The organism is Betaproteobacteria bacterium, assembly GCA_016720065.1.
Classification (GTDB): domain Bacteria; phylum Pseudomonadota; class Gammaproteobacteria; order Burkholderiales; family Rhodocyclaceae; genus SSSZ01.
This window is the reverse complement of record JADJXY010000002.1, coordinates 2,530,908-2,557,158: the sequence shown is the minus strand read 5'-3', so window position 1 is coordinate 2,557,158 and position 26,251 is coordinate 2,530,908. Positions and strand designations below refer to the sequence as shown.

22 protein-coding genes, 1 tRNA gene, 1 pseudogene and 1 riboswitch are annotated in these 26,251 nt (G+C 65.9%); of the genes and pseudogenes, 15 read left to right on the top strand and 9 right to left on the bottom strand.

Annotation, left to right across the window (positions count from 1 at the left end; translation table 11 throughout):
- Positions 1 to 11: 11 nt before the first annotated feature.
- The gene (locus IPM73_15225; GenBank protein MBK8919353.1) at positions 12 to 1,892 is read right to left on the bottom strand and encodes an SEC-C domain-containing protein; all 1,881 of its coding nucleotides are present in this window, start codon (positions 1,890 to 1,892) and stop codon (positions 12 to 14) included.
- A gap of 68 nt (positions 1,893 to 1,960) precedes the next feature.
- Positions 1,961 to 3,577 (bottom strand): sigma 54-interacting transcriptional regulator, encoded by a 1,617-nt coding sequence (locus IPM73_15220; GenBank protein MBK8919352.1) that lies wholly within the window; start codon positions 3,575 to 3,577, stop codon positions 1,961 to 1,963.
- A gap of 336 nt (positions 3,578 to 3,913) precedes the next feature.
- Between IPM73_15220 and IPM73_15215 the strand changes: the two genes are divergently transcribed.
- The 6 genes from IPM73_15215 to IPM73_15190 all read left to right on the top strand — a co-directional run bounded on the left by IPM73_15215 (position 3,914) and on the right by IPM73_15190 (position 9,021).
- A tRNA-Thr gene (locus IPM73_15215) sits at positions 3,914 to 3,987 on the top strand.
- Between the two features lie 287 nt (positions 3,988 to 4,274).
- A complete protein-coding gene (locus IPM73_15210; GenBank protein ID MBK8919351.1) occupies positions 4,275 to 5,411 on the top strand; it encodes a slipin family protein in 1,137 nt (378 codons plus the stop codon).
- A 45-nt stretch (positions 5,412 to 5,456) separates the two neighbouring features.
- Positions 5,457 to 5,879, top strand: coding sequence for a zinc-ribbon domain containing protein (locus IPM73_15205; protein ID MBK8919350.1), 423 nt, complete (start codon positions 5,457 to 5,459; stop codon positions 5,877 to 5,879).
- A gap of 61 nt (positions 5,880 to 5,940) precedes the next feature.
- Positions 5,941 to 7,161 carry an RtcB family protein gene (locus IPM73_15200; protein ID MBK8919349.1) on the top strand — a complete coding sequence of 407 codons (1,221 nt, stop codon included), beginning with the start codon at positions 5,941 to 5,943 and terminating at the stop codon, positions 7,159 to 7,161.
- Between the two features lie 3 nt (positions 7,162 to 7,164).
- Complete coding sequence (locus IPM73_15195; GenBank protein MBK8919348.1) at positions 7,165 to 7,983, top strand: nucleotidyltransferase domain-containing protein; 819 nt, start codon at positions 7,165 to 7,167, stop codon at positions 7,981 to 7,983.
- Between the two features lie 21 nt (positions 7,984 to 8,004).
- On the top strand, positions 8,005 to 9,021 hold the full coding sequence (locus IPM73_15190) for an RNA 3'-terminal phosphate cyclase (GenBank protein MBK8919347.1): 1,017 nt from the start codon (positions 8,005 to 8,007) through the stop codon (positions 9,019 to 9,021).
- Positions 9,022 to 9,327: 306 nt separating this feature from the next.
- Here the strand turns inward: IPM73_15190 and IPM73_15185 are convergent, their stop codons facing one another.
- Both IPM73_15185 and IPM73_15180 read right to left on the bottom strand, forming a co-directional pair.
- Positions 9,328 to 9,657 carry a hypothetical protein gene (locus tag IPM73_15185; protein MBK8919346.1) on the bottom strand — a complete coding sequence of 110 codons (330 nt, stop codon included), beginning with the start codon at positions 9,655 to 9,657 and terminating at the stop codon, positions 9,328 to 9,330.
- A gap of 86 nt (positions 9,658 to 9,743) precedes the next feature.
- Entirely contained in the window at positions 9,744 to 10,205 is a 462-nt protein-coding gene (locus tag IPM73_15180) for a hypothetical protein (protein ID MBK8919345.1), read from the bottom strand.
- A gap of 443 nt (positions 10,206 to 10,648) precedes the next feature.
- Here IPM73_15180 and IPM73_15175 point away from each other — a divergent pair, with 443 nt between their 5' ends.
- Positions 10,649 to 11,332, top strand: coding sequence for a DUF3334 family protein (locus tag IPM73_15175; protein MBK8919344.1), 684 nt, complete (start codon positions 10,649 to 10,651; stop codon positions 11,330 to 11,332).
- A gap of 261 nt (positions 11,333 to 11,593) precedes the next feature.
- On the opposite strand, the gene thiC is transcribed toward IPM73_15175, so the two are convergent.
- A complete protein-coding gene (gene thiC, locus IPM73_15170) occupies positions 11,594 to 13,510 on the bottom strand; it encodes a phosphomethylpyrimidine synthase ThiC (protein MBK8919343.1) in 1,917 nt (638 codons plus the stop codon).
- A gap of 39 nt (positions 13,511 to 13,549) precedes the next feature.
- Positions 13,550 to 13,639, bottom strand: a riboswitch (TPP riboswitch).
- A gap of 142 nt (positions 13,640 to 13,781) precedes the next feature.
- Between thiC and IPM73_15165 the strand changes: the two genes are divergently transcribed.
- Genes IPM73_15165 through IPM73_15145 form a run of 5 tightly spaced genes read left to right on the top strand, consistent with a single transcriptional unit; the run spans position 13,782 to position 18,299 of the window.
- A complete protein-coding gene (locus tag IPM73_15165) occupies positions 13,782 to 15,218 on the top strand; it encodes a carbonic anhydrase family protein (protein ID MBK8919342.1) in 1,437 nt (478 codons plus the stop codon).
- A gap of 51 nt (positions 15,219 to 15,269) precedes the next feature.
- Positions 15,270 to 15,902: a TetR/AcrR family transcriptional regulator gene (locus tag IPM73_15160; GenBank protein ID MBK8919341.1), complete on the top strand. Its 633-nt coding sequence runs from the start codon at positions 15,270 to 15,272 to the stop codon at positions 15,900 to 15,902.
- A gap of 60 nt (positions 15,903 to 15,962) precedes the next feature.
- Complete coding sequence (locus IPM73_15155; GenBank protein ID MBK8919340.1) at positions 15,963 to 16,613, top strand: protein-L-isoaspartate O-methyltransferase; 651 nt, start codon at positions 15,963 to 15,965, stop codon at positions 16,611 to 16,613.
- Positions 16,613 to 16,936 (top strand): sulfurtransferase, encoded by a 324-nt coding sequence (locus IPM73_15150; GenBank protein MBK8919339.1) that lies wholly within the window; start codon positions 16,613 to 16,615, stop codon positions 16,934 to 16,936. The genes IPM73_15155 and IPM73_15150 overlap by 1 nt, the downstream gene beginning before the upstream one ends.
- 34 nt (positions 16,937 to 16,970) lie before the next feature.
- Positions 16,971 to 18,299, top strand: coding sequence for a TolC family outer membrane protein (locus tag IPM73_15145; protein MBK8919338.1), 1,329 nt, complete (start codon positions 16,971 to 16,973; stop codon positions 18,297 to 18,299).
- On the opposite strand, the gene waaA is transcribed toward IPM73_15145, so the two are convergent.
- Positions 18,220 to 19,524, bottom strand: a complete 1,305-nt coding sequence (gene waaA, locus IPM73_15140) for a lipid IV(A) 3-deoxy-D-manno-octulosonic acid transferase (GenBank protein MBK8919337.1) — start codon at positions 19,522 to 19,524, stop codon at positions 18,220 to 18,222. The two genes, IPM73_15145 and waaA, sit on opposite strands and share 80 nt — an antisense overlap.
- A 135-nt stretch (positions 19,525 to 19,659) precedes the next feature.
- A complete protein-coding gene (gene waaC, locus IPM73_15135; protein ID MBK8919336.1) occupies positions 19,660 to 20,613 on the bottom strand; it encodes a lipopolysaccharide heptosyltransferase I in 954 nt (317 codons plus the stop codon).
- Positions 20,614 to 20,784: 171 nt separating this feature from the next.
- Between waaC and IPM73_15130 the strand changes: the two genes are divergently transcribed.
- From IPM73_15130 to IPM73_15120, 3 genes are all read left to right on the top strand, one after another.
- On the top strand, positions 20,785 to 21,792 hold the full coding sequence (locus tag IPM73_15130) for an NAD-dependent epimerase (GenBank protein ID MBK8919335.1): 1,008 nt from the start codon (positions 20,785 to 20,787) through the stop codon (positions 21,790 to 21,792).
- A 9-nt stretch (positions 21,793 to 21,801) separates the two neighbouring features.
- Positions 21,802 to 23,625 carry a glutamine--fructose-6-phosphate transaminase (isomerizing) gene (glmS, locus tag IPM73_15125; protein MBK8919334.1) on the top strand — a complete coding sequence of 608 codons (1,824 nt, stop codon included), beginning with the start codon at positions 21,802 to 21,804 and terminating at the stop codon, positions 23,623 to 23,625.
- 261 nt (positions 23,626 to 23,886) lie between these two features.
- Entirely contained in the window at positions 23,887 to 24,714 is an 828-nt protein-coding gene (locus IPM73_15120; GenBank protein MBK8919333.1) for a symmetrical bis(5'-nucleosyl)-tetraphosphatase, read from the top strand.
- A gap of 7 nt (positions 24,715 to 24,721) precedes the next feature.
- Here the strand turns inward: IPM73_15120 and IPM73_15115 are convergent.
- Both IPM73_15115 and IPM73_15110 read right to left on the bottom strand, forming a co-directional pair.
- A pseudogene (locus tag IPM73_15115) lies at positions 24,722 to 25,375 on the bottom strand (1-acyl-sn-glycerol-3-phosphate acyltransferase).
- A 53-nt stretch (positions 25,376 to 25,428) separates the two neighbouring features.
- Positions 25,429 to 26,190 (bottom strand): GNAT family N-acetyltransferase, encoded by a 762-nt coding sequence (locus IPM73_15110; protein MBK8919332.1) that lies wholly within the window; start codon positions 26,188 to 26,190, stop codon positions 25,429 to 25,431.
- Positions 26,191 to 26,251 lie beyond the last annotated feature (61 nt).

Below are 26,251 nucleotides of genomic sequence, written 5' to 3'. Positions count from 1 at the left end.
TTCACCGGCGCTCAGTCGTCCAGTCCGGGAAGTTCCGCCTGCGTGGGGACGGCAACGCGCTTCCTGCGGGACGACTGCCGGGCGGGGGGCTGGGCGACCTTCAGCCCGACGGCCCAGCGCAGGGCGCCGCTCTGGCGCCACTGCTCCAGGCGCTCCTCGCGGTAAATCCAGGCTTCGTCGTCGCCGCCGGAGCAAAATCCCATGAATTCGAGCTTGGGCTTGCGCGGTCTGGCGGCATTGAGGGTCTGCCACACCTTGGGCCAGCGCGTGATGGCCTGGGAGAGGGCTACGGCGGCTTCGTCCAGACGCCCGGCGGCGTGGTAGGCAAGGACACGCCCATAATCGACGAAGGCCAGGTCATGCGGATAGCGTTCGGCGATCGCCACGGCTTCACCACCGTGACCCTCGGCGGCCAGGCGGTGAATCAGGATTTCGCGCAGTCCCGTGTTGTCGTTGGGGTTGGCGACGAGGACCGACCAGCGCAGGAGTTCCAGGGTCTCCTCCGGATTGCGGTTGGCAAATTCCGTGACCCGAATGGCGGCCAGGGTGAGCAGGGGGCGGTTTTCGAGGTGGCCCCAGGGAAGTTCGCGGTCTTCGGCCTTGAGGCGGGCGAGGACCGTGCGGCGAAGCGCCTCGGCCCGCTCGAGCAGTTTCCACGCCAGGACAATATTGCCTCCCGGGGGCATGGTCGGGATGTCCAGCGCCCACTCGACCAGATCGCGCAAGACCAGGAAGGATTGGGCAGCGAGAGGCTCGTCTTCCAGCAGATCGATCCAGCCGTCAGACTCCGGGTCATGGGGGTCGAAGGCTTCGTCCCAGGCCTTCTCGACGCGGGCCAGGGGAGCCTTGGCCTGCAGGACCGCGCCCCCGGCCAGGGTGTAATGGCAGGCGGGGGCCGTCCAGTCGCCGGAAATGTCGGCTACGTCGCCCAGGGGATCGTCCATGAGGGCGAGGTTGCGCAGGCGGGCTTCGTCGTCGTCGGAGACCATGTCGCGCAGGGTGTCGATAAGGCTGCTGTGGTCGAACTTGCCGTCGCGGGCCAGGCGGGCGCACCAGAAATCGGCCCGGGCCCTGGCCTCGGTGCGCCGACCCTCGCTGAGCAGGAGCAGCACTTCGAGGTGCGAGAGGGCAGGGGCGTTGGGGGTCAGGCGCTGGGCTTCGCCAAAGGCTGCCCAGGCGGCGGTCACCTCGCCGCGGTCGCAGGCCAGCGTGGCCTGGCGCTGCCAGGCGGTCGAGCGCAGGGTCTTGTCGGGAGCCGCCTTGAGTTGTTCGAGAAAGGCCAGCTTCTTGCGCGATTTGCTGCCGTCCCCGTAGAGGTCGAGGAGAACGTCCGCCGCGTGTTCTGCGCGGCCGTCGAGTTTGGGCAGATGGGTGAAGAGGGCTTCCAGCAGCGCGATGGCGTCCATGTCGCTGCCCTCTTCCTGCCAGTCCAGCGCGACCAGGGCGAGGCTTTCGGGATGAAGCTCCGCCAGGGGCAGTTCGCCCAGCCGCTTTCTCGGCCAGTGCGCGATGACCTGGGCGAGCATCGTTTCCTCCCGGATGCCCAGGCTCGGGGGCGGGACAGCACCGCAGCACTGCTTGTACTTGCGGCCGGAGGCGCAGGGGCAGGGCGCGTTGCGCTCCGGCTTGGCGATTTTCAGCGGGCGGAAGCGATTGGCCGGAATCGGCGTGGCGTTCCAGATTTCCAGGGCCGCCTGGGTGGCGAGGGCGCGAATGATTTCCGGCACGCGGGCCGCCTGTCCCAGGGGAAGCTGGTCGAAGAGCGGCCCCACCAGCAGTTCCACCCGGTTGCGGAATTCGGGAAACGCGATGCCGGCCAGGAGGTGGCCGGCAGAAGCGTGGCAGAGATGTTCGACGGCGTTGTACCAGTCGAGGTCGGGGGAAGTTCTCATGGCGGTGTCCGAGAGGGGGGTGAAATGATACCCGGGAGGGGGCGCGCCGGCGAACGCCACGAAACCGCTCATGAAGGAACTTGCCGGGCGCTCGCGGCGGGTTTGCGCAGCGTGTCGAAGGTGAGGCCGAAGCGGGCCAGGTACTTGCGCAGGCGGTCGGCATCGTTGCGCTGCTTCTTTTCCGCCCGGGAGACGGCGAACAGGCGGCGACCGGCCTCGGACAGGCTGACGCTGGCGCGGCAGACGGCGATCACGGTGTTCAACTGGCTGCGATCGAAGAGGTCGAGGGCTTCCGCGTCGGCGCCAAGGATTTCCGCGCTGGCGTCGCCGCTCGGCTCCTCAGCCCAGGTGGCGGTGAGTCGGGCGATTTCGTCGGCCACGTCGGGCTCGGTGATGCGTCCGGCGGCGGCCAGGGTGGCGAGGCGGGTCAGTGAGGCGCCGAGTTCGCGGAAATTGCCGTGCCAGCGCGCTGCGGCCGAGGTGGCGAAGGCGAGGTAGCGCCGCCGCGCCTCGCTGTTGAAGCGCACCCGTTGGCCGTGATCGGCGGCGAAGCGTTCCAGTTCGTAGTCGAGATTGGGCTCGATGTCCTCGGGCCGGCCGGCGAGGCCCGGCAGGTCGAAGGTCCATAGGTTGATGCGGGCGTAGAGGTCTGCGCGGAACCTGCCCTGGCGCACCCACTGGCGCAGGTCGCGATGGGTGCCGGCGATCAACTGGAAATCGCTGCTGGCTTCCTGGTCGCTGCCGAAGGGAAAGAAGCGCTTTTCCTCGATGGCCTTGAGCAGCATGGCTTGCTCGTCGAGGCCGAGTTCGCCGATTTCATCGAGAAAGAGCAGGCCGCCGTCGGCGGACCGCAGCAGGCCCGGCCGCTCCTGCTGGGCGCCGGTGAAGGCGCCCTTGCTGTGGCCGAACAGGGCGGACATGGCGGAATCGCCGCGCAGGGTGGCGCAATTGACTTCGACGAAGCGCCCCGTCAATGCCTGCCGCTGGCGCTTGAGTTCAAAGACCCGCCGGGCAAGGAAGGACTTGCCCGCCCCCGTGGGGCCGACCAGGAGCATGGGGGCGCGCGAGCGGCCGGCCACGTGCTCGATCTGTTCGATCATGCGGTTGAACCCTGGATTGCGCGTGGCGATCCCCGACTTGAGGAAGGAGACGCTGTCGTCGCGTTCCCGGGCAAAGCGCTGGGCGATGCGGTCATAGCGCGACAGATCGAGATCGATGATCTCGTATCCGCCGATGCTGTCGGCGACATCCTTTTTGCGCGGCGGCGACGTCTGGAGCAGGCGGGCCGGCAGGTAATGCGCCTCGGCGAGCAGGAACCAGCAGATCTGCGCGACGTGGGTGCCGGTGGTGATGTGGATGAGGTATTCCTCATTTTCCGGATCGAAGGCGTAGCCGCGGGCGAAGTCGTGCAGCGCGGTATAGACCTCCTCGAAATCCCAGGGGTCGCGCAGTTCCATTTCCACCCGCTTGAACTCGGTCTCCGGCGCAATGCGGGCGATGTCGTTGCCCACCCGTTCGGCGAGGCTCCGGCTGCGCAGGTCGTGGATCACCTCGAGGCGATGGACGAGCAGGCTTTCCTGCTGGCACAGGGCCACGGTGGGCCGCCACCGGTCCCAGCGTGCCGTGCCCTTGCCGGCGTAGTCGAGCTGGGTGCCGAGAAAGCCGATCACGACAGTTTTTTTCATGGAGGCTTGGCTGTGTTGCGCTGGTCGGCGAATCGCGATGTATATAAATTTATAAGTGACTATACAGAGAAATCACATAATTCGGCCACCTTGCCGGGTGGAATTGGCGAAACAGCTTTAAATCAGTGAGTTGCGGTTGCCTGCTTGGGCTGGCACGGCTTTCGCGTTAGGGAAGCCATCGCCGACTTGCGGCAGGGCCGACGGGTCAGGGGATCGCATCCCCGCCGGTGCGGTGGAGTCAGGAATCCTCCGGTTGCTCCGCCGTATGCCGCCGTCGCGGGAAAGCGATATCGGGGTGCCTGGTGGCACGCCCGGGTCCGATTCCCGGAACCCCACCTGTGGATAGCTCAATCGGGTAGAGCAGCCGTCTTGTAAACGGTCGGTCGCGGGTTCGAATCCCGCTCCAGAACTGTCTTTCACGACAGTGAATTTTGCAGTGCCCGCCGGCTGCGGAATGCGCAAGCACCCGCCGCCGGTTCGGCCCGGCGCTTCGCTTCGCTTCGGCGGCAGGGCCTCCGGTGTCGGGCGGCAGTGGCCGCGCGGCCTTGGCAACGGTGCCAGGGGTCGCCGCCAGCCCCGTCCTCCCGTCCGGGGGCTCCCCCGCCGGAGCCCGGCACGGTGCCCGCCGGACCGGCGTAAGCCGGCAAGTTGAGCCGTCGCTGTTGACGAAGACATTTGCAATTGAAGGGAGCAGAACATGTTGAAGCGTTTCATCGTGAAGAAGAACCAACGGGCCGCCCTGCTGCGAAACGGCGACTTCGAGTGCATCCTCGATCCGGGCCGCCACTATCGGTTCGACCTGCTCAACGAGCTGTCGCTGGCCCTGTGGCAGACCGACACGCCGATGCCGGATACCGATCTGGTCGATACCCTGCGCCGCAACGATCCGGCCGAGGCAGAACGCCACTTCCTGTGGATGGAGATGAGCGAGGACGAAGTCGGGCTGCGCTACGAGAACGAGGTTCTGGTCGAAATGCTGCCCCCGGCTTCCCGCCGCATCTTCTGGCGCGGCGGGGTGGCGCAGCGCCTGGAAAAGCTCGATCTGGGCGCGGGCGCCGCGCTGCCGGGGGCAATGGTGAAGCGCCTCTTGCAACCCGCCCTGCGCGGCCGCCCGGTGCTCGGATTGAACGGTGTTCTCGTCGTGCAGGTGCCAGCGGCCCACGTCGGCGTGCTGCGGCTCGACGGCGTGCAGCAGCCTCTGCTGGCACCGGGGGTGACCGCCTACTGGCGCTTCAACCGTGATCTTCAGGTGGACCTGGTGGATATGCGCTGGCAGTCCCTCGAAGTGAGCGGCCAGGAAATCCTCACCCGCGACAAGGTGGCGCTGCGCCTCAACCTCGCCGCCACCTGGCGCTTCGAGGACGTCAGCACCGCCTTCGCCCGCCTGGCCAAGCCGGCCGAACACCTCTACCGCGAGTTGCAATTCGGCCTGCGGGCGGCGGTGGGAACGCGCAATCTGGACGAACTGCTGGAAAACAAGCAGCTCATCGACGAGGCGGTGAGCGCCCACGTCGCCCGGAAACTGGCGGGCTTCGGCCTGGAGATCGGCGGCGTCGGGGTCAAGGACATCGTGCTGCCGGGCGAGATGAAGGCCATCCTGGCCCAGGTGGTGCAGGCGGGCAAGGCCGCCGAAGCGAACGTGATCCGTCGGCGCGAAGAAACGGCGGCGACCCGTTCGTTGCTCAATACGGCCAAGGTGATGGAAGACAACCCGGTTGCCCTGCGTTTGAAGGAACTGGAAACCCTGGAGCGGGTGGCCGAGCGCATCGACCGCATCTCGGTCTTCGGGGGCCTCGACCAGGTGCTCAATGGCCTGGTGACCCTGGCGAAGTAAGGCAGGGCCGGCCTCCGGATCGGGGGCAGGAAAGGAGAACGCAACATGGAAGGCTACAGGAGTGGAAAGCAGCGCCGGGCCGAGATCAAGGCGGCCCGGCGGGAGCGGCGTCAGGCGGAGAATCGGCGGCATCCCGAGCCCCCCTTGTTCGCCGAGGGAAGGGCCGTGTCGGTGGACTACGGCCGGCTGATGGCGAATAACAGCTATGGCCGCAGCGCTTTTGCCGAGCGGGGCTACTACCTCGATCAGCCCTTCACCTGCTGCGATTGTGGGGCGCAGTGCGTATGGACCGCCGAGCGCCAGCGCTGGTGGTACGAATGCGCCGGCGGTTCCCAGTACGCCGGCGCCAAACGCTGCTGCGCCTGCCGTCAGCGCGAGCGGCAGCGCAAGGAGCAGGCCCGGCAGGCAGCGCTGGCCGGCTTGCTGAAGAAGCAGGCGCGTCTGGCCGTGATGGCCGCCCGCGCCTGATAATGCAATGAGAATTTGGCCGCGGCGCTTGGCATGGCGCAGCGGCAAGAAAGGAAAGACCATGACCTACCAGACTCAGGAAGTGCCCCGGGGCAAGCCGATCAAGCTGTGGACCGAAGGCGTCCCGGTGGAGGAAGAGGCACGCAAGCAATTGATGAACACGGCCAGCCTGCCGTTCATCTTCCGTCACCTGGCGGTGATGCCGGACGTCCATCTGGGCAAGGGATCCACCATCGGCAGCGTGATTCCCACGCAAGGGGCGATCATCCCGGCGGCGGTGGGGGTCGATATCGGTTGCGGCATGATGGCCGCCCGCACCACGCTCACTGCCGCCGACCTGCCGGACAGCCTGCACGGCCTGCGTTCGGCCATCGAGGTCGCGGTGCCCCACGGACGCACGCCGCCGCGCCAGAGCCGCCGCGACAAGGGCGCCTGGGAAACCCCGCCGGAGACCGTGGACGCCCTGTGGTCGGCCCTGCTGCCGGGCTTCCGGCGCATCGCCGAGAAGTACCCGCGCCTCAAGAACACCAATAACCACAAGCATCTGGGAACCCTGGGTACCGGCAACCACTTCATCGAAGTCTGCCTGGACGAGGCCGACCGGGTCTGGTTCATGCTGCACTCGGGCTCCCGCGGGGTGGGCAACGCCATCGGCAGCCTGTTCATCGAACTGGCCCAGGCCGACATGCGCCAGCACATCGCCAATCTGCCGGACAAGGATCTCGCCTACTTCGAGGAAGGATCGGAGCACTTTGCCGATTACGTTGAAGCCGTCGGCTGGGCGCAGGATTACGCCCGCCGCAACCGCGACGTGATGATGGGCCATGTGGTCGCCGCTGCCCGCCGCATCATCGCCAAGCCCTTCACGGCCGACGTGGAGGCGGTGAACTGCCACCACAACTACGTCCAGCGCGAAACCCACTTCGGCGCCGAGGTGCTGGTCACCCGCAAGGGGGCCGTGTCGGCCAGGAAAGGCGAACTCGGCATCATCCCGGGATCCATGGGCGCCCGCAGCTACATCGTGCGCGGCCTGGGCAACGAAGAGTCGTTCTGCTCCTGCAGCCACGGCGCCGGCCGTGCCATGAGCCGCAACGAGGCCCGGCGCCGCTTCACCGTGGACGACCAGATCAGGGCCACCGCCCACGTCGAATGCCGCAAGGACAGCGAAGTCATCGACGAAATCCCCATGGCCTACAAGGACATCGATGCCGTGATGCACGCCCAGCGCGAGCTGGTGGCGGTGGTGCATACCTTGCGGCAGGTGGTGTGCGTGAAAGGGTGAGCGATGAGTGATTCGCGCGAGAGAAACAAGGTGCTGAGTGCACACCCCATTGACTCCGGGGTGCGCAAGCGCGTCATGCAGGCCCTCGCTGACATCGAGGCAGAGCACCATGTGGTGGTGCTGTACGCCTGTGAATCTGGCAGTCGGGGCTGGGGCTTTGCCTCACCCGATAGCGATTACGACGTGCGTTTTCTCTATGTGCACCGACTGCCCTGGTATCTGACGGTGGAACCGAGGCGGGACGTGATCGAATTGCCGATCAGCGATGAACTGGACGTGGGGGGCTGGGAATTGCGCAAGGCGCTGCGCCTATTGCGCCGTGCCAATCCGGTGTTGCTCGAGTGGCTGGATTCTCCGGTGATATATCGGGAAGACCCTGAGCTGACCTCAGGACTTCGCGACTTCGCGGCCCAATGGTTTTCCCCGAAGCGTGGGCGCCATCACTATCTGTCCATGGCCCGCCGCAATTTTCGCAGCTATCTGCAAGGCGAAAACGTGCGCTTGAAGAAATACCTTTACGTCCTTCGCCCCTTGCTGGCGGCGAAATGGATCGAGTGCGGCCTGGGCCAGCCGCCCATGCGCTTTGCCGATCTGGCCGAGGCCCTGGTGACGGATGTGGCGTTGCTGGACGAGATCAACGCGCTCTTGGCGATCAAGATGAGCGTCGCTGAGGCTGAATACAGCGCGCGTTGGCCAAATATCCACGCCTTCATCGACAATGAACTGGCACGAACGCCGGTGGATGCGGACTACAAGAAACCGGAAGGTGATGGGACGGAACTCGACGCCTTTCTGCTGCGCACGGTACTGGCGGTGTCCTGAAAAAAGAACGAGAACGACACCATGGACTGGATCGAACTGGATGGTTCCCAGGGCGAGGGCGGGGGGCAGATTCTGCGCACCGCCCTCAGCCTGTCGATGATTACCGGCATCCCCTTCGCCATCGAGCGCATCCGCGCCGGGCGCGGGAAGTCCGGCCTCCTGCGGCAGCACCTGACCGCCGTGCAGGCTGCGGCGGCGGTGTGCGGGGCCAGGGTGGACGGCGCGGCGCCGGGATCCCTGCGCCTGCGCTTCCAGCCGGGGCCTGTGCGGGCAGGAGACTATCGCTTCGCCATCGGATCAGCCGGGAGTTGCACCCTGGTGCTGCAAACGGTGTTACCGGCCCTGTGGTTTGCCGAAGGCCCCAGCACCCTGTGGGTGAGCGGCGGGACGCACAATCCGGCCGCTCCCCCGGCCGACTTTCTCATCCGCAGTTGGCAGCCGCTGCTGCGGACCATGGGGGTGTCCCTGGATATCGAATTGCTGCGCCACGGTTTCTACCCGGCGGGTGGCGGCGAACTGATGGCGCGCACTGGCCCGGTGAAAGCCTGGCAGCCCCTGCGACTGGACGCGCGGGGGGCGTTGCGGCGCACGAGCGCCATCGGCGTGGTGGCGGGCGTGCCCGCCGAAGTGGCCAAGCGCGAGATGCAGCGGGCCGCAAGCATGCTGGGCCCCCTCGACGAAGAGCTCCGGGTGCTGCCCCACGGCGAGGGGCCGGGTAACGTCCTGATGCTGGTTCTGGAGTATCCCGGGGTGACGGAGGTCTTTTCTGCCTTCGGCGCCCGTGGCGTACCGGCGGAAACGGTGGCCGACCGTGCCGCCCGGGAGGCCCGGCGCTACCGCGAAAGCGGCGCCGCCGTGGGCGAACATCTGGCGGATCAGTTGTTGCTGCCGCTGGCTCTGGCCGGAGGGGCGGCGAGTTTCACGACTTCCGCCCTCTCGTCCCACTCCAGGACCAATTGCGCGGTGATCGCAAAATTCCTTCCGGCGCGCTTCGGGTTTGAGGAGGCCGAAGGTCGCGTTCGGGTGTTTCTGGTCTGAACTTCCGGGGGCTCAAGCCTTGCGGTAAAGCCCCGACCCGCTCTTCACGAGTTCGCCGCCCTTGGGTTTCATCCCCCTCTCCTGCGCCCCAGCCTTGCGCGGACTCCAGCGATGCAGCGAGCGTTGAACAATGACTGGCCATTGGCCCAGGGGGTGCCGAGCATCAAGAAGCTGTGGTGAGGGGCCCAGGGCTATACGTCGCGGTCGAGTGAGTCGCCTCGTTGAACCGCCCCCTGCGGACGCCCACGGTGGGTGCTGTGGGGGCCGGGGGAGAGAAACTCCTGGTTACCCGAATGAGCGGGTTGCTCATAAATGCTGTGCCCAATGGCGCCCAAGCCAACCAAGAATGCCGCCAACCATTGCCCCCAATAGGAAGCCTTCGCCTGGTGCATGGTTCAGTGCGGCGATTACGATGCCGGTCAAGATGCCTACCATCATGCGATGTGCAGCTGACTTCGTTGGGCGGAGTGAATCATCGACCAAGACCATATAGGCAGCAAAAACGCAGAATGCGAAGGCCGACAAACCCGCGTTCCAGTGAGGAAATGCTGGAAACAGACTCTGCGCCCAAAGTGCAACGAGTAATAATGCCCCCAGGATTAACGCAGTACCGATTTCAACGAAGGACGGTCTCATGACGCCCTCCGAATCAAGGTGAGGGGCGACGGGCGGGCCTCGCCGGCACCGCGCCCCAACAGCGAAGCTGCGCTTCGACCGAAATGTCAGGCAACGGACTCAGGCCAAGCATTGACTTCTCCGACAGTGGCAACGGTGAACGCTTTGCCGAATGAGTAGCCGCGTAGGAATTTCTTTTTGAATGGGAGGTAGAGCGCTACAACCAGCCCCCGCTCATGCTCAAAAAGTACTTTGATTGCTTCCGTGGATGGCTGACCTTGCGGAGTGACTGTGACATTTTCGGCGACACCGATAGCTGCCAACTCTTCTTCCCTCGCTTGAGCGCGAAGCCCTTCGCGCAAGTGAGGCAAAACCTCTGTGGAGTTTGACCGGCCAATTGGATCGGGTGAAGCAGCAACAAGCCCGACTTTTCCGTTTGCATCGAGCACTGCGCCCTGCGGAAGAAAATTGCCTCGCTTTTCAAGGCATTGCTCCGAGAAGTCAAACAACGGATTGGCAATGGCGGCGATGTCGCCTTTTAGTTCTGCATACAGTTCATCAGTGGACATGACTTGAGTTGCTTAACGATGCTTGCTTATACGTCGGCACGGAAGCGCTTGAGAAAGGCGAGGGGGCATGTCGGCGGATAGCCCTCGTTGGACTGGACCGCCGGGAAAGCGGTGGCTATGGGATTGTAAGGCGTGGCCCCGTGAAGTCAATTGCATGGCATAGGCGGTGAGGGCTGCACTGGGATGGATCAAGCGCGAAGCTGGCACCAGGAGGCCGTAAAAGCGGATACGCTTGATGCCGGCTCGCAGGCCACGCTGCAAAGCGGCCGATGAAGACCGGCCCTGGCAGCCGCAGCACCTGCTTCCTGCCGCATCGGATTTGGCCTCAATCCCTGCCTGTGATGGCAAAGACGTGAATCGGTTGGCGTCGTCGCGCTGCCGCGCCCCTTTCCAGCTTATGATTCGGGCGACCATCCCAATTCCCTTTCATAGACCACGCCATCATGAGCGCACCAGGCAACTCCGTCGTATTCGGGACCGAAGACCTTTTGCTGAGTTTGTGCAATTCAGTGACCAAGGTTCTCACCACCGCCACCCAGAGCCAGATTCGCTTTTCCGGCATGGTCCAGCGCATCACCAAGACCTGCCTGAAGCCGGACATCGGCTGCTTCGTGCTTTTCGACGGCGGCTTTTCCGGCCTGGTGGTGATCAATTTCACGGCGCCGGCGGCCATGGAGCTCTATTCGAGCTACCTGCTCAACATGGGCATGACCAACGAGGAACTGGCCGCCTCCCATACCTCGGACGAGGTGAGCAATGTCATGGGCGAGCTGATGAACCAGATCGTCGGCGATTTCACCAGCAAGGTCGGGCATGAGTTGCAGACGCATATCACCCAGAACCAGCCGAAGATGCTGGTCCTCAACAAGCAGGTGATCCTCAGCGTGGACACCAACCTCGATCAACCCGAGGCGCGGCGGGTCAGCTTCTTCACCGGCAGTAACAACATTTTCTACCTCGAGCTGGCCGTCGAGCGGACCGAATTCATCAGGCTCGGCGATTTCGAACCCCACGAAGCGCTCGATCCTGACCAGCTCTTCGCCCAGACCAACGGCGAAATGGCGGCCCCGGCTGCTGCCCGGCCGGACGACGGCAACGACGACCTGCTCAAGTCCCTGGGCATGTAGCGGCGGCTGGACGGGGGATTCCCGGGCGAGTTGCCCCAACGCAAAGGCGGCCTTGGAGGCCGCCTTTGCGTTGCCGCCTGATGGGGCTAGTGGTCTGCTTCGTAATTGGCGGAACACGATGAAAGCGCCGGATTTGCGTTTCTGGCTAGGCGCCGCAGTTGGCAACCTCGGCAGCGATAGCCGAAGCTATCGCGAGGATGAGCAACAACGCCAGGAGCGCAAAGACAAGCTTTCATGTTTCGTTAATTGCGAAGCGGACCACTAGACCTTGCGATAGACCTCGGCGCCGGCTTGGACGAACTCGACCGCCTTGGTCTCCATGCCCTTCTCCAGGGCTTCCGCATCATCGAGGCCCTGGGCGGCGGCGAAGTCCCGCACGTCCTGGGTGATCTTCATGGAGCAGAAGTGGGGGCCGCACATGGAGCAGAAATGGGCGACCTTGGCCGATTCCTTGGGCAGGGTCTCGTCGTGGAATTCGCGCGCCTTGTCCGGGTCCAGGCCGAGGTTGAACTGGTCCTCCCAGCGGAACTCGAAGCGGGCCTTGGACAGGGCGTTGTCGCGGATCTGCGCGCCAGGATGGCCCTTGGCCAGGTCGGCGGCGTGGGCCGCCAGCTTGTAGGTGATGATGCCTTCCTTGACGTCGTCCTTGTCGGGCAGGCCCAGGTGTTCCTTGGGGGTGACGTAGCAGAGCATGGCGGTGCCGTACCAGCCGATCATGGCGGCGCCGATGCCGCTGGTGATGTGGTCGTAGCCGGGGGCGATGTCGGTGGTGAGTGGTCCCAGGGTGTAGAAGGGCGCTTCCTTGCACCATTCGAGCTGGAGCTCCATGTTCTCCTTGATCATGTGCATGGGCACATGGCCGGGGCCTTCGATCATGACCTGGACGTCGTGCTTCCAGGCGATCTCCGTGAGTTCGCCCAGGGTCTTCAGTTCGCCTAGCTGGGCTTCGTCGTTGGCGTCGTAGATGGAGCCGGGACGCAGGCCGTCGCCCAGGCTGAAGGCCACGTCGTAGGCCTTCATGATGGCGCAGATGTCCTCGAAATGGGTGTAGAGGAAGCTTTCCCGGTGATGGGCGAGGCACCACTTGGCCATGATCGAGCCGCCGCGGCTGACGATGCCGGTCATGCGCTTGGCGGTGAGCGGCACGTAGCGCAGCAGGACGCCGGCGTGGATGGTGAAGTAGTCGACGCCCTGCTCGGCCTGTTCAATGAGGGTGTCGCGGAAGATTTCCCAGCTCAGGTCCTCGGCCTTGCCATTGACCTTTTCCAGGGCCTGATAGATGGGCACCGTGCCGATGGGCACCGGGCTGTTCCTGATGATCCACTCGCGGGTCTCGTGGATGTTCTTGCCGGTGGACAGGTCCATCACCGTGTCGCCGCCCCAGCGGATCGACCAGGTCATCTTCTCGACTTCTTCCTGAATGGAGGAGCCCAGGGCCGAGTTGCCGATGTTGGCGTTGATCTTGGTGAGGAAGTTGCGGCCGATGATCATCGGCTCGCTTTCCGGGTGGTTGATGTTGTTGGGCAGGATGGCGCGGCCGCGGGCGATTTCGCTGCGCACGAATTCCGGAGTGATTTCCTCGGGAATGCTGGCGCCGAAATTCTGCCCCTGGTGCTGGCGGCCGAGGAGGTCGGCGAGCTTGTTGCCCAGGGGGCCGGAGGCCTTGAGGCCTTCGATGTAGGCGCGGCGGTTGTTGTTTTCCCGGATGGCGACGAACTCCATCTCCGGGGTGATGATGCCGCGGCGGGCGTAGTGCATCTGGCTGACGTTGGCGCCCGGCCTGGCGCGCAGGGGCTTCCTGTGCAGGCCGGGGAAGCGCAGTTCGTCCAGAGCCGGGTCGGTGGCCCGCTGGCGGCCGAATTCGGAAGTCAGGCCGGCCAGTTCGTCGGTGTCGCCGCGTTCGGCGATCCAGGCGGCGCGGAGCGCCGGCAGGCCGGAGCGGATGTCGATCCGGGCTGCGGGGTCGGAATAGGGGCCGGAGCAGTCATAGACGAAGATGGGCGGGTTCTTCTCGCCGCCGAAGGCGGTGGGCGTGTCGGCCTGGGCGATTTCGCGCATCGGGACGCGGATGTCCGGGCGGGAACCTGCGACGTAGATCTTGCGGGAATTGGGGAGGGGCTGGACCGCCGCTTCGTCCACGTGGGCGCGGGCGGCGACGAATTGATCCTTGGCGTTCATGGGGGCTCCTTGCAGGGGGGGCGGGGGCACTGCGGGCAAGAAGCGAACGATTCGTTTCCCTACGCCGGCATGACCCGCTCAGGTTCGAAGGGACTCTCTCAGCCCGGCGGGGCACCCCTAACGAATCGGTCGAAGTTACTGGAAAGCGATCCGCAATGCAAGGTTCGCCCGGAAAGCCTCAAGCTTTGGGCCAAAGCGGCCGAAATAGGGGCTGCGAGCGTAGAATCGCAGCGCCATTGCAGACAAAAAAAGACCGAAGAGGGACCATCGTATGAGCCGCCATTTCGTCCTGGCCTGGGCCGTGCTGTTGCCGGCGGCGCTTGTCGCCGCGCCGACCTGGCAGGTGATTTCTTCCGAAGCCGGCAAGCGCATCGAAATCGACCGCACGACCATCAAACGGGACGAGGCCGGCAAGGTGACGGCCGTGGGCCGCGTGGTCCTCGAAAAGGAACTCGTCGATCCGGTTTCGGGTAATCCCTACCGCATCATCGAAGCGACCACCCGTTACGATTGCGCTTCCCGCAGCGCGGCAACCCTGAAGCGCGTGCTGCGCAAAAGCGAAACCGAGCTCGTGCGGGAAGAGGAACAGAAGGCCGCGGAACTCCCCGTGCGCAGCGGAACGGTGGACGACAAGGTTCTGCGCGACGTGTGCCGCCCTCCCAAGCCCGACGCCCGGGAAGTGGCAGAAAAGGCCAACGAGGCTGCCGGCCAGTTGAAAAAGGCCAACGAGGAAATGCTCAAGAAGGAAGTCGCCAAGGCCGAGGCGGCCGAGAGCGCCAAGAAGCCCGCCGCCCGGCCGGTGTCCATCCTTCCCCCCAAGCCGACCTTGCGGCCGAGCGAGGAGGGCGCGGCGAAACCGGCTGCCGCGCCTGCGGCCAAGTCAGCCGAAAAGCATGCGGCGCCCAAGCCCGAGGCCCATGCGGCGCCCGCTCCCAAGCCAACGCCGCAACCCCCGCACGCTGCAGCCTCCCAGCCTTCGGCCAGGGTGCTGGCGGTGCGGGAGCCCCGGGCGGCCCATGGCGGCGCGGCGCACCACGACATCCACTGGAGCTACGACGGTGAGGGCGGGCCGGAAAACTGGGCCAGGCTGGATGCCAAGAACACGCTCTGCGCCACCGGCCAGCGCCAGTCGCCCATCGATATCCGGGAAGGCATCCGGGTCGACCTGGAGGCGATCAAGTTCGATTACAAACCCTCGCCCTTCCGCATCATCGACAACGGCCACACCATCCAGGTGGCTCAGTACGGCGGGGCCATCAGCCTCGGGGGCAAGAGTTACGAACTGGTCCAGTTCCACTTCCACAAGCCGGCGGAAGAGAAGATCAACGGCCGGGGCTTCGACATGGTGGTCCATCTGGTGCATCGCTCCGACGACGGCAAGCTGGCGGTGGTGGCGGTGCTCCTGGAGAAAGGCAGCGAAAACGCCTTCGTCCAGACCCTGTGGAACAACCTCCCCCTGGAGCGGCAGCAGGAGGTGAACGTCGCCCAGTCCATCGACCTCAACACCCTGCTGCCGGAAAACCGCAATTACTACACTTACATGGGATCCCTCACCACGCCGCCGTGCAGCGAGGGCGTCCTGTGGCTGGTCCTCAAGCAGCCGGTGCAGGTGTCCCAGGATCAGGTGGCCATCTTTTCCCGGCTTTACCGCCACAACGCACGGCCGGTGCAACCCCTGGGGGGGCGGCTCATCAAGGAAGGCCGTTGACCCTCGCGGAAGGGCGATGGTAGGTTGATGACCCTTCGGTCATTATCTGCCATGCCCGCCTCCGCCCCCCCTCGCAAACGTCGCAAGGAAGCCCGTCCCGGCGAACTGACCGCGGCCGCGCTGGAGTTGTTCGTCGAAAAGGGTTACGCCGCCACTCGGCTCGAAGACATCGCCGCCCGGGCCGGCGTCTCCAAGGGCACCCTCTACCTGTATTTCGAGGGCAAGGACGCCCTGTTCAAGGCCGTGATCCAGGAAGGACTGGTGCCCGCGCTGGCCGAACTCGAGGGGTTGGTGGCCGGGCACAGGGGGAGTTCCAGCGATCTCCTGCGCCGCCTGATCGAAAACTGGTGGGCCATGGTCGGCGAGACGCCGTATTCGGGCATTCCCAAGTTGATGATCGCCGAGGCGCGCAATTTTCCCGAGGTCGCCCAGTTTTATTACGAAAACGTGGTCCTGCGCGGCCGCCGCCTGTTCGCGGCGGTCCTGGAGCGGGGGATGGCCTGCGGCGAATTCCGCCGCCTCGACATCCCCGCCTGCATCGACGTGGTCATCGCCCCCATGCTCATGCTCGTCATCTGGCGGCACTCGCTGGCCCATTGTCGCCTGGCGTCCCAGGAGCCGAGGGCCTACCTCGACGTCCACCTGGAATTGCTGCGCGGGGGCCTGCTGGCTCCTGCGTTATAATCGCGCTTTGTCACCCCTGCCATATTAGGTTGTTCTAATATATAGCCTGCGGAGCGCCCCATGAATATCGAACAAGCACGCTTCAACATGATCGAGCAGCAAATCCGGCCCTGGGAAGTCCTGGATCCGGCCGTCCTCGATCTCCTCTTCGTCGTCAAGCGTGAGGATTTCACTCCCGGGGCCTATCGGGCGCTGGCCTTCGCCGACCTGGAAATTCCCCTGGGCCACGGTCAGGTCATGCTGGCCCCCAAGGTCGAGGCCCGGCTGTTGCAGGAACTGGGAGTCAAGAAGACCGACAAGGTGCTCGAAATCGGCACCGGGTCCGGCTACATGGCTGCTCTGCTGGCGGCCCGCGCCGAGCATGTGGTGAGCGTGGAAATCGTTCCCGAGCTGGCCGAGCAGGCGCGCCGTAACCTGGAGCGGGCCGGCGTCGCCAACGTGGCGGTCGAGACCGGGGACGGTGCCGAAGGCTGGTCTCACCGCGGTCCCTACGACGTCATCGTCGTTTCCGGCGCCCTTGCGTCCCTGCCGGAGGCGCTGCTCAAGCAATTGCGCGTTGGTGGCCGGCTGGCAGCCGTGGTTGGCGAGGCGCCGGTCATGGAGGCGCAACTGGTGACCTGTACGGCAAGCGGCGTCTACAACACGGTCAATCTGTTCGAGACCGTCATCCCCGCCCTGCAAGCGCCTACCCCGGCGGGCTTCAGCTTCTGATGCTGCAAGTCACTCCGCGCCAACTGGCAGACTGGCTCGCCGACGCTTCCCGGACGGCGCCCCTTCTGCTCGACGTGCGGGAACCCGCGGAGTACGAAATCTGCCACTTGGAGGGGGCCTGTCTGGTCCCCATGCGCGAAATTCCCGCCCGCATCGCTGAACTCGACCCGGGCCGGGACACGGTGGTGATTTGCCACCATGGTGGCCGCAGCCTGCAGGTCGCCCTCTATCTGGAAAAGAACGGCTTTGGCCGTGTCCACAATCTGCAGGGCGGTGTCGATGTCTGGGCCCAGGACGTGGACCCGGCCATGCGCCGTTACTGAAGAAACGGAGCGCGGTCCGTTGCCAAGCCTGCCCATGACCCTGCTGCGCCGAATGGCCTGCGTCGCCCTGTTGGCAGCCGGTCCGGCCTTTGCGGCGGATCTCCTGCAAGTCTATCGCGAGGCCCAGGATAACGATCCCACCTATGCCGGCGCCCGCGCCACCGCCGACGCCGGGCGCGAAAAGCTTGCCCAGGGGCGTGCCGGTTTGCTGCCCAGCCTAACCCTCTCCGGCACCACGGTGTGGAACGAAAATGAACTGAGCGTGGGCAGCAATACCGTCAAGCCGCGCTACAACAGCAACAGTTACACCGCCACCCTCAGCCAGCCGCTCTTCCGCTGGCAGAACTGGGTGCAGTACGGTCAGGGCAAGTATCAGGCGGCCCTGGCCGAGGCCCAGTTGCAGCAGGCGCGTCAGGACTTGATCCTGCGGGTGGCCCAGGCCTACTTCGACGTCCTCTATGCCGAGGAGAATCTTCGCGCCCTGGAAGCCAACAAGACCGCCATCGCCCAGCAGCTCGAATCCGCCAAGAAGAATTTCGAGGTCGGCACCTCGACCATTACCGATACGCACGAAGCGCAAGCGCGCTACGACCTGGCCGTGGCCCAGGAAATCGGTGCCCAGAGCGATCTCGAAGTGCGTCGCCGCGCCTTGCAGGCCATTATCGGCCGCGAGCCCGGGACGCTCGCCCAGGTGAAGGCCGAGGCGAAGCTCCTGCCCCCGGTTCCGGCCGAAATGTCCAAGTGGGTCGAGGCGGCGGAGAGCGGCAGCATCACCGTCCAGATTCAGCAGGCCAATGCCGAAATCGCGTCACTGGAAGTGGATAAGCAGCGGGCCGGCCACTACCCGACCCTGGACGTCGTGGCCAACGCGGGGCGCAACAACTCGGTGACCTCCGGCGTGCCCTCCAATTCCCTGGAGACGGATTTCCGCAATATCGGCCTGCAGCTTTCCCTCCCCATCTTCCAGGGAGGCCTGGTGCTTTCCCGGGATCGCGAGGCCGTGGCCAACCGGGCCGCAGCCCAGGCCGCCCTGGAAGCCGCCCGCCGGGCCTCGATTCTGGCCGCGCGACAGTACTACCTCGGGGTGGTCAATGGCCTCGCGCAACTGCGGGCCCTGGCGGCGGCCAAGCTCTCCTCCCAGTCGGCCCTGGAGTCGAACAAACTGGGGTACGAGGTTGGCGTGCGCATCAACATCGATGTCCTCAACGCCGAAAATCAGGTCTATCAGACCCGCCGCGACTTTGCCAGGGCGGCTCTCGACACCCTCATGGCCCAGTTGAAGCTCAAGGCTGCGGTGGGGGCGCTGGGCGAGGACGATCTGGCTCAGGCCAACGCGCTCCTCGACCCCGCCACCGTTCGATGAGCGCCAGGGTGCGTTCGGTCGCACCCCGGTGGCTTGCGCTGAACCGGCCGCAGGCTTCCCGCATGGCCGCCAACGCTTCCCTCGCGGCCAGGAGGCCGGCGACAGCCTGAACCAGGGCTTCCCCGTCGGCGACGCGCCGGGCAGCGCCGGCAGCGATGGCGTCTTCCGTCGCCTGGGCGAAATTGAAGGTGTGGGGGCCGATGAGGACCGGGCATCCGCAGGCGGCAGCCTCGATCAGGTTCTGGCCCCCCAGGGGCAAGAGGCTGCCCCCCACGAAGGCCAGGTCCGCCGCCGCGTAGTAGGCGGCCATTTCGCCCATCGAATCACCTATCCAGATGCGGGTCTCCGGCCCCGGCAGGCCGGCGCTGCGCCGGCCTGGCGCGGTGCCACCACCCAACTCCCGCGCCAGGCGGGAGACTTCGTCGAAACGCTGGGGATGGCGGGGCACCAGGATGAGCAGTGCCTGCGGTGGCAGGCGATCCAGCAGGGGCAGGAGCAGGGCTTCTTCGCCCTCCCGGGTGCTGGCGGCGAGCCAGACGGGACGCTGGCCGAAGGCCGCTCGCCACTGGCGCCCCAGTTCGATGCGCTGCGGGTCGGGGGTGACGTCGAATTTCAAATTGCCGCATACCGTGACCGAGGGGGCACCCAGGGCGGCCAGCCGGCTGGCGTCCGCCGGCGTCTGGGCGGCCACGCCGGCCAGCGCCGCCAGGGCTGGCCTGGACAGTGGCGCGAAGCGGCGGTATCCCGCTGCCGAGCGCTCGGAGAGCCGGGCATTGACCAGGCCGACCGGGATGCCCTGCCTGTGGGCCTCGGCCAGGAGGTTGGGCCAGATTTCCGTTTCCATGAGGATGCCCAGTCGGGGCGAGTAGTGCTTCAGGAAGCGGCGCACGGCGCCCGGATAGTCGTAGGGCAGAAAGGCCTGCAGCACCCGGTCGCCGAACAACTCACGTCCGGTCGCCCGTCCGGTGGGGGTCATGGCGGTGAGAAGGAGGTCGTGGTCCGGATGGGCGGCCAGCAGGGCCTCCACCAGGGGCTGGGCGGCACGGGTCTCCCCCACCGACACGGCGTGGACCCAGAGAAGCGGGCGTTCCCCCCGGCGGGGATAGAAGCCCCAACGCTCGCCGACGGCAAGCCGGTACTCGGGCTGCCGCCGGCTGCGCCACAGCAGCCTCAGCCAGACCAGGGGCGAAGCCAGCCAGAGCAGGAGGCAGACGAGGCGTGCCATCAAGGAAGCAGTACGGCTGTGTCCGCCCCTGCGCGCCACCCTGTCGCGGGAACGGGGCTGGGGGCGAGGGCGGCGGCTGCCGACGCTATTGGCTTCATCGCGAGGGCGCCGCTGCCGGAGGTCGGCCCATGGCCGTCAAGCCAGCACCGGTGCCAGGGTGTCGATCACCGTCTGGGCCGTCGGCCGGAGGCGGGGGCCGCCGAGGTTGCGGAAGAAGGCAGTTCCGACCACGCCGGTCAGTTCCGGCGCGGTGGCCGTGTACAGCGCCACGGTGGGCACGGCCACCGCCGCCGCCAGATGGGTCAGGCCCGTATCCACGCCGACGCACAGCCGGGCACCGGCAAGCAGCCCGGCCAGGGCGTCGAGCCCCAGGGAAGGCGCTGCCACGGCATCGGGGATCCCCGATGCCAGCCGCGCGGCCCGTTCCCGTTCGACGGTGTTCCCGGCCGGCAGGACGGCCCGCAGGCCCCGGAAAGCCAGTTCGTGGCCGAGGAGCTTCCAACTGGCTTCATCCCACAGCTTGTCGTCGCGGCTGGTGGCGGTGAGGAGCACGGCATAGGGGCCCGGGGGCAGCCAATCGGCGGCGAAGGGGGGCGGTCTGAGGCCGTAATCCAGGGGCAGGTCGCCGGGGTAATCGAAGGCCGCCGCAGCAAGCCAGCGGTTGCGATCCACGGCATGGGCGGATTTGGGGATGGCGAAGGTCTCGTCGTAAAACCGCGCGGCGAGGGGTTCCCGGGCCGCTTCAGCGCAATAGCCGCACACCGGACCGCGGGCCTGGCGCGCGATGAGGGCGCTCTTGATGAGCCCCTGGGTGTCGAGGACCACGTCGTAGGCACCGGAACGCAGGCGTTCCCGGAAGGCCCGGATTTCCCGCCACGTTGCCGGGGAGAAAGGGGTCTTGCGCCAGCGCCGCACCGCCACGGGAATGATGCGTCTCACGCCGGGATGGAGGCGCGGGATGCCGGCGAAGCTCTCTTCGACGCACCAGTCGATCACCGGGTCCGGCAGGCGACGCAGGAGATCGCTGACCACCGGCAGGTTGTGGATCACGTCGCCGAGTGAGGAAGTTTTCACCAACAGGATATTCATCGGCGAATAAAATGGCGGGTCCGAAAATCTTGCGAAGCGCAGATTATAAATGTCCCCGGCCTGCGAAACCCTTCGGCTCACCATTCCTGCTCCCCGCTACCGGGTGGGGGCAGTCGCGGGGACAATGCTGCGCTGCGGTAAAATGAGCATCCCTTCCCATAGGTTCAATTCATGAAAATCCTCGTCACCGGCGCGGCCGGCTTTATCGGCATGACCACCTCCCTGCGCCTGCTGGCCCGGGGCGACGAAGTGGTCGGCCTCGACAATCTCAACGACTACTACGAGGTCAGCCTCAAGGAAAACCGCCTGAAGCGCCTGACCGGCCAGCCCGGGTTCCGCTTCGTGAAACTGGACGTCGCCGATCGGCCGGGAATGGAAAAGCTCTTCGCCGAGGAAAAGTTCGACAAGGTGATCCATCTCGCCGCCCAGGCCGGGGTGCGCTACTCCCTCCAGAATCCCCACGCCTACGTGGATAGCAATATCGTGGGCTTCGTGAATATCCTCGAAGGCTGCCGCCACAACGCGGTCAAGCATCTGGTCTATGCCTCCAGTTCCAGCGTCTATGGGGGCAACACCCGCATGCCCTTCTCGGAGCACGACAGCGTCGATCATCCGGTCAGCCTCTACGCCGCCACCAAGAAGGCCAACGAACTGATGGCCCATACCTACAGCCATCTCTACGGACTGCCCACCACCGGCCTGCGCTTCTTCACCGTCTACGGCCCCTGGGGGCGGCCCGACATGGCGCTTTTCCTGTTCACCAAGGCCATCCTGGAAGGGCGTCCCATCGATGTCTTCAACTACGGCAAGATGCAGCGCGACTTCACCTACGTGGACGACATCGTAGAAGGGGTCATCCGGGTGACCGACCGCATCGCCGAAGCCAACCCGGCCTACGTGTCCGACGAGGCCGACCCGGCCACCAGCAACGTGCCCTATCGGGTTTTCAACATCGGCAACCACAATCCCGTGCCCCTCATGGACTTCATCGGCGCCATCGAAGAAGCCCTGGGACGCACCGCCGAAAAGAATCTTCTCCCTCTCCAGGACGGCGACGTGCCGGCCACCTACGCCGACACGGCACTCCTCGACCAATGGGTCGGCTTCGCGCCGGCCACCTCGGTCAAGGAAGGGGTGGGGCGCTTCATCGCCTGGTATCGCGATTACTACAAGGTATAAGGATCCCCTATGTGCGGCATCGTCGCGGCAGCAGCCGGCAACAATATCGTTCCCGTCCTCATCGAGGGCCTGAAGAAGCTCGAGTACCGGGGCTACGATTCCGCCGGCCTGGCGGTCATCGGCGCCAGCGGCATCGACCGGATCCGATCCGTGGGCCGGGTGGCGGAACTCGAATCCCTGTCGGCGGCCACCCATTCGGCCACCGGCATTGCCCACACCCGCTGGGCGACCCACGGCGCCCCCAGCGAACGCAATGCCCACCCCCACGTCTCGGGCCACATCGCCGTGGTGCATAACGGCATCATCGAGAATTACGAAGCGCTGCGCGAGGAACTGGCCGCCAAGGGCTACGCCTTCACCTCGGACACCGACACCGAGAGCATCGCCCACCTGGTCGAGGAAACCCTGAAGCGCGAACCGGACCTCTTCAAGGCCGTGCAGCAGGCCACGTCCCGTCTGGTGGGGGCCTACGCCATCGCCGTCATCGACCGCCGTCAGCCGGGCAAGGTGGTCGTCGCGCGGGAGGGTTCTCCCCTGCTGCTCGGGCGCAGCGAGGGCGGCAACTACGCCGCTTCCGACGCCTCGGCCCTGCTCCAGGTCACCCGCAACATGGTCTATCTGGAAAATGGCGACATCGCCGAACTGACCCCGGAATCGGTGCGCATCGTCCAGGCCGGCGGTCAGCCGGTGGATCGGCCGGTGACGGTTTCCCAGCTTTCGGCCGACGCCGTCGAACTGGGCAAGTTCCGCCATTACATGCAGAAGGAAATCTTCGAGCAGCCCGACGCCCTGGCCAACACCCTGGAAATGGTCGGCGGCAGCAAGAGCATCCAGCCGGGCATCTTCGGCGCCGAGGCGGCCGACGTGATGGCCGGCGCCCGCTCCATCCTGATCCTGGCTTGCGGCACCAGCTACCACTCGGGACTCACCGCCCGCTACTGGCTGGAAGCCATCTCGGGCGTGCCCTGCACGGTGGAAATCGCCAGCGAGTACCGCTACCGCGACTCGGTGCCCGACGCGGATCAGCTGGTGGTCGCCATTTCCCAATCCGGCGAAACCGCCGACACGCTGGCCGCCCTGCGCCACGCCAAGTCCCTCGGGCAATTGCGTACCCTGGCCATCTGCAACGTGCCTGAATCGGCCATCGTGCGCGAATCGGCCCTGCGCTTCATCACCCGGGCCGGCCCGGAAATCGGCGTCGCCTCGACCAAGGCCTTCACCACGCAACTCGCGGCCCTCTTTCTCCTGACTCTGGTGCTGGCCAAGGTGCGCGGCCGCCTCACCCCGGAAGCGGAAGCCTCCTACCTCGACCGCCTGCGCCACCTGCCGGTGGCGGTGAACAAGGTGCTCGAACTGGAGCCGGAAATCGAAGCCTGGGCGCAGAAGTTCGCCAACAAGCATCACGCCCTCTTCCTCGGTCGCGGCCGTCACTACCCCATTGCTCTGGAAGGCGCGCTGAAACTGAAGGAAATTTCCTACATCCACGCCGAGGCCTACCCCGCCGGTGAGTTGAAGCACGGTCCCCTGGCCCTGGTGGATCGGGAAATGCCGGTCATCTCCGTTGCCCCCAACGACACCCTGCTGGAAAAGCTCAAGAGCAACCTGCAGGAAGTGAAGGCCCGCGGCGGCGAACTCTACGTTTTCGCCGATGCCGATTCGGAAATCCCCGAATCCGAAGGCGTCCACATCCTGCGCCTGCCCGAGCACTACGGCGAACTCTCCCCCATCCTCCACGTCGTCCCCCTGCAACTGCTCTCCTACCACGCAGCCCTGGTCAAGGGGACGGATGTGGACAAACCGCGCAATCTTGCGAAGAGCGTTACGGTGGAGTGACGGTGGTGACCACCCTGGGAATCCGCGTTTTGCAGCGCAGGCTAACCTGGCAACGCCAGGTTAAGGCCGCGGCAGCGGCCGGCCGGAGCTACAAACCGCGCAATCTTGCGAAGAGCGTTACGGTGGAGTGACGGCGGTGACCACCCTGGGAATCCGCGTTTTGCAGCGCAGGCTAAGCTGGCAACGCCAGGTTAAGGCCGCGGCAGCGGCCGGCCGGAGCTACAAACCGCGCAATCTGGCCAAGAGCGTGACCGTCGAGTAATGGCCACCTACGCCGTCGGTGACATCCAGGGGTGCTTCGACTCCTTCCGACGACTGCTCGATCTTTGTGCCTTCGACCCCGCCTCCGACCGCCTGTGGCTGGTGGGGGATCTGGTCAATCGGGGGCCGCGGTCCCTGGAGACCCTGCGCTTCGTCAGAGACCTGGGCGAGGCGGCGGTGACGGTGCTCGGCAACCACGATCTGTACCTGCTGATGGTGGCTGAGGGGGGCGCCAAGTTCCGCGGCAAGGACGATACCCTGCAGGAGATCCTCGACGCCCCCGACTGCGGCGAGCTTCTACACTGGCTTCGCTTCCAGCGCTTGTTCCATTGCGCGGGGGAGTATGGCCTCGTCCACGCCGGCTTGCTGCCGCAATGGACCGCAGCGCGGGCATTGGAACTTGCGGCGGAGGTCGAGACCGCTCTGCGTGGGCCCTCCTACCGCGACTTCATCCTCAACCTCTGGGGCAGTGAGCCCGCCGCCTGGTCCGATGAACTGACGGGCTGGGCGCGCCTGCGGGTGATCGTCAATGCGATGACCCGCCTGCGTTTCTGCACCCCCGAGGGCGTCATGGAATTCCATACCAAGGGCGAGGCGCTTGCTGCGCCGCCCGGTCATTTGCCCTGGTTCGAGGTGCCGGGAAGGCAGAGCGCCGCCAGTGTTCTGGTCACCGGGCACTGGTCGGCCCTGGGCCTCAGGCTCTTGCCAAATCTTCTGGCGCTGGACTCGGGTTGCCTGTGGGGGGGGCATCTGACGGCGCTGCGTCTGGAGGATCGGCAGGTCTTCCAGGTGGGGTGCTCGGCGGGGGAAGCGCAGCCCCTCGGCTGATCGCCTCCCGCGCGGCCGCGGCGACGACGCGGCGGTCGGCGCCGTCCCGGCCCAGGGGCGGCGCCGTCACCAGACGAGCCACCAGGCGCTTGCGCGAGAGGATGTTCTGCAGGCATTCGCCCAGGGAAATGTCCCCGTTGTAGCGCGGCGCCAGGCTGCGCTCACCGTCGGGCTCCCAGTAGGAGAGGGCGGTCGGCACCACCGGCCGGCCCGCGGCCAGGGCGGGCTGGATCAGGGCGGCGTGGAAGTGCAGCAGATGGGTGCCGTCGGTGGTCGTGCCTTCGGGGAAGACGGCCACGAGTTTGTCCCGGGCAAGAACCGCGGCGATTTCCTGGTTGATGAGGCGGGCGTGGCCGCGACTGCCCCGCTTCAGGAAGATGGTGTCATTGCGGGTCGCGAGCCAGCCGGCGACCGGCCAGTGGCGCACTTCCTCCTTGGACACGAAGGCCGCCGGCAGGCTGGCGTTGATGACGAAGATGTCCAGCCAGGAAATGTGATTGGCCACCAGCATGCTGCCCGGCCGCCCGTGCCTCAGGTCCGCTTCGACTTCGACGGCGAGGGCGTCCAGGACACGGCGCGACCACCAGCGGCGCAAGCGCTGCCGCAGCCGGTCGCCGCTGAGAGGATAGACGCAGGCGACCATGGCGATACCCAGGGCCATGAGCAAGGCAAGGTGCAGGAGCCGAAGGTGGCGTAGGAGGAGCGGAGTGGCGTTCAGTCCTGCTGTCCAATAAAGTGTTTGGCGTACCGACCTTCCACCCGGGCCATGGGCATGAGGATGGGCAGATCGGCGGTGTTGAAGTCGGGGTCCCAGGCCGGCTCGCCGCAGATCCAGGCGCCGGCCCGCAGGTAGCCCTTGATGAGGGGCGGCGTCTCGGTCGGCACGTCCTGCTTCAGGGCTGCCAGGGGCAAGGGACAGCGCGGGAAGACGCGGTATTCCGCAGGCCCCCTGTGCTTCTCCAGGCGATTATACAGACTGGCCGCGCCGTGGCCGCCGTCGGCCATGCTCACGGAAGCGCAGCCCATCAGGTAGTCGTAGCCGTTGTCGGTCATGAAGCGGGCGAGTCCGGACCAGAGCAGGGCGATGGTCGCACCGGTCCGGTAGTCCGGATGAACGCAGGAGCGGCCGATTTCGACCAGGCGGGGACGCAGATGTTGCAGTCGGGTGAGGTCGAACTCGTTTTCCGAGTAATAGCCGATGCGACGGGCGTTTTCCGGTGTCAGGATGCGGTAGGTGCCCACGATCTCGCCGCTGTCGTCGTCGCGCACCACGAGATGGGCGCAGTAGGGATCGTACAGGTCGCTATCGACGCCCGGCGTGCGCGTCGTCAGGCGGGCTCCCATTTCCCCGGCGAAGACGCGGTAGCGCAAACGCTGGGCGTCGAGAATCTCGCTTTCGCCATGGGCCAGGCCCACCGAAAGCCGGGGCCGGGCGCTGCGCGCCCGGCTGGGCAGGTGTTGCTCGAGTTGTTCCATGTCACTCCCCTTGGTTGTCTGGGGAAGGACTGTAGGAGAGCGCCGTTACATGGCCGTGGAC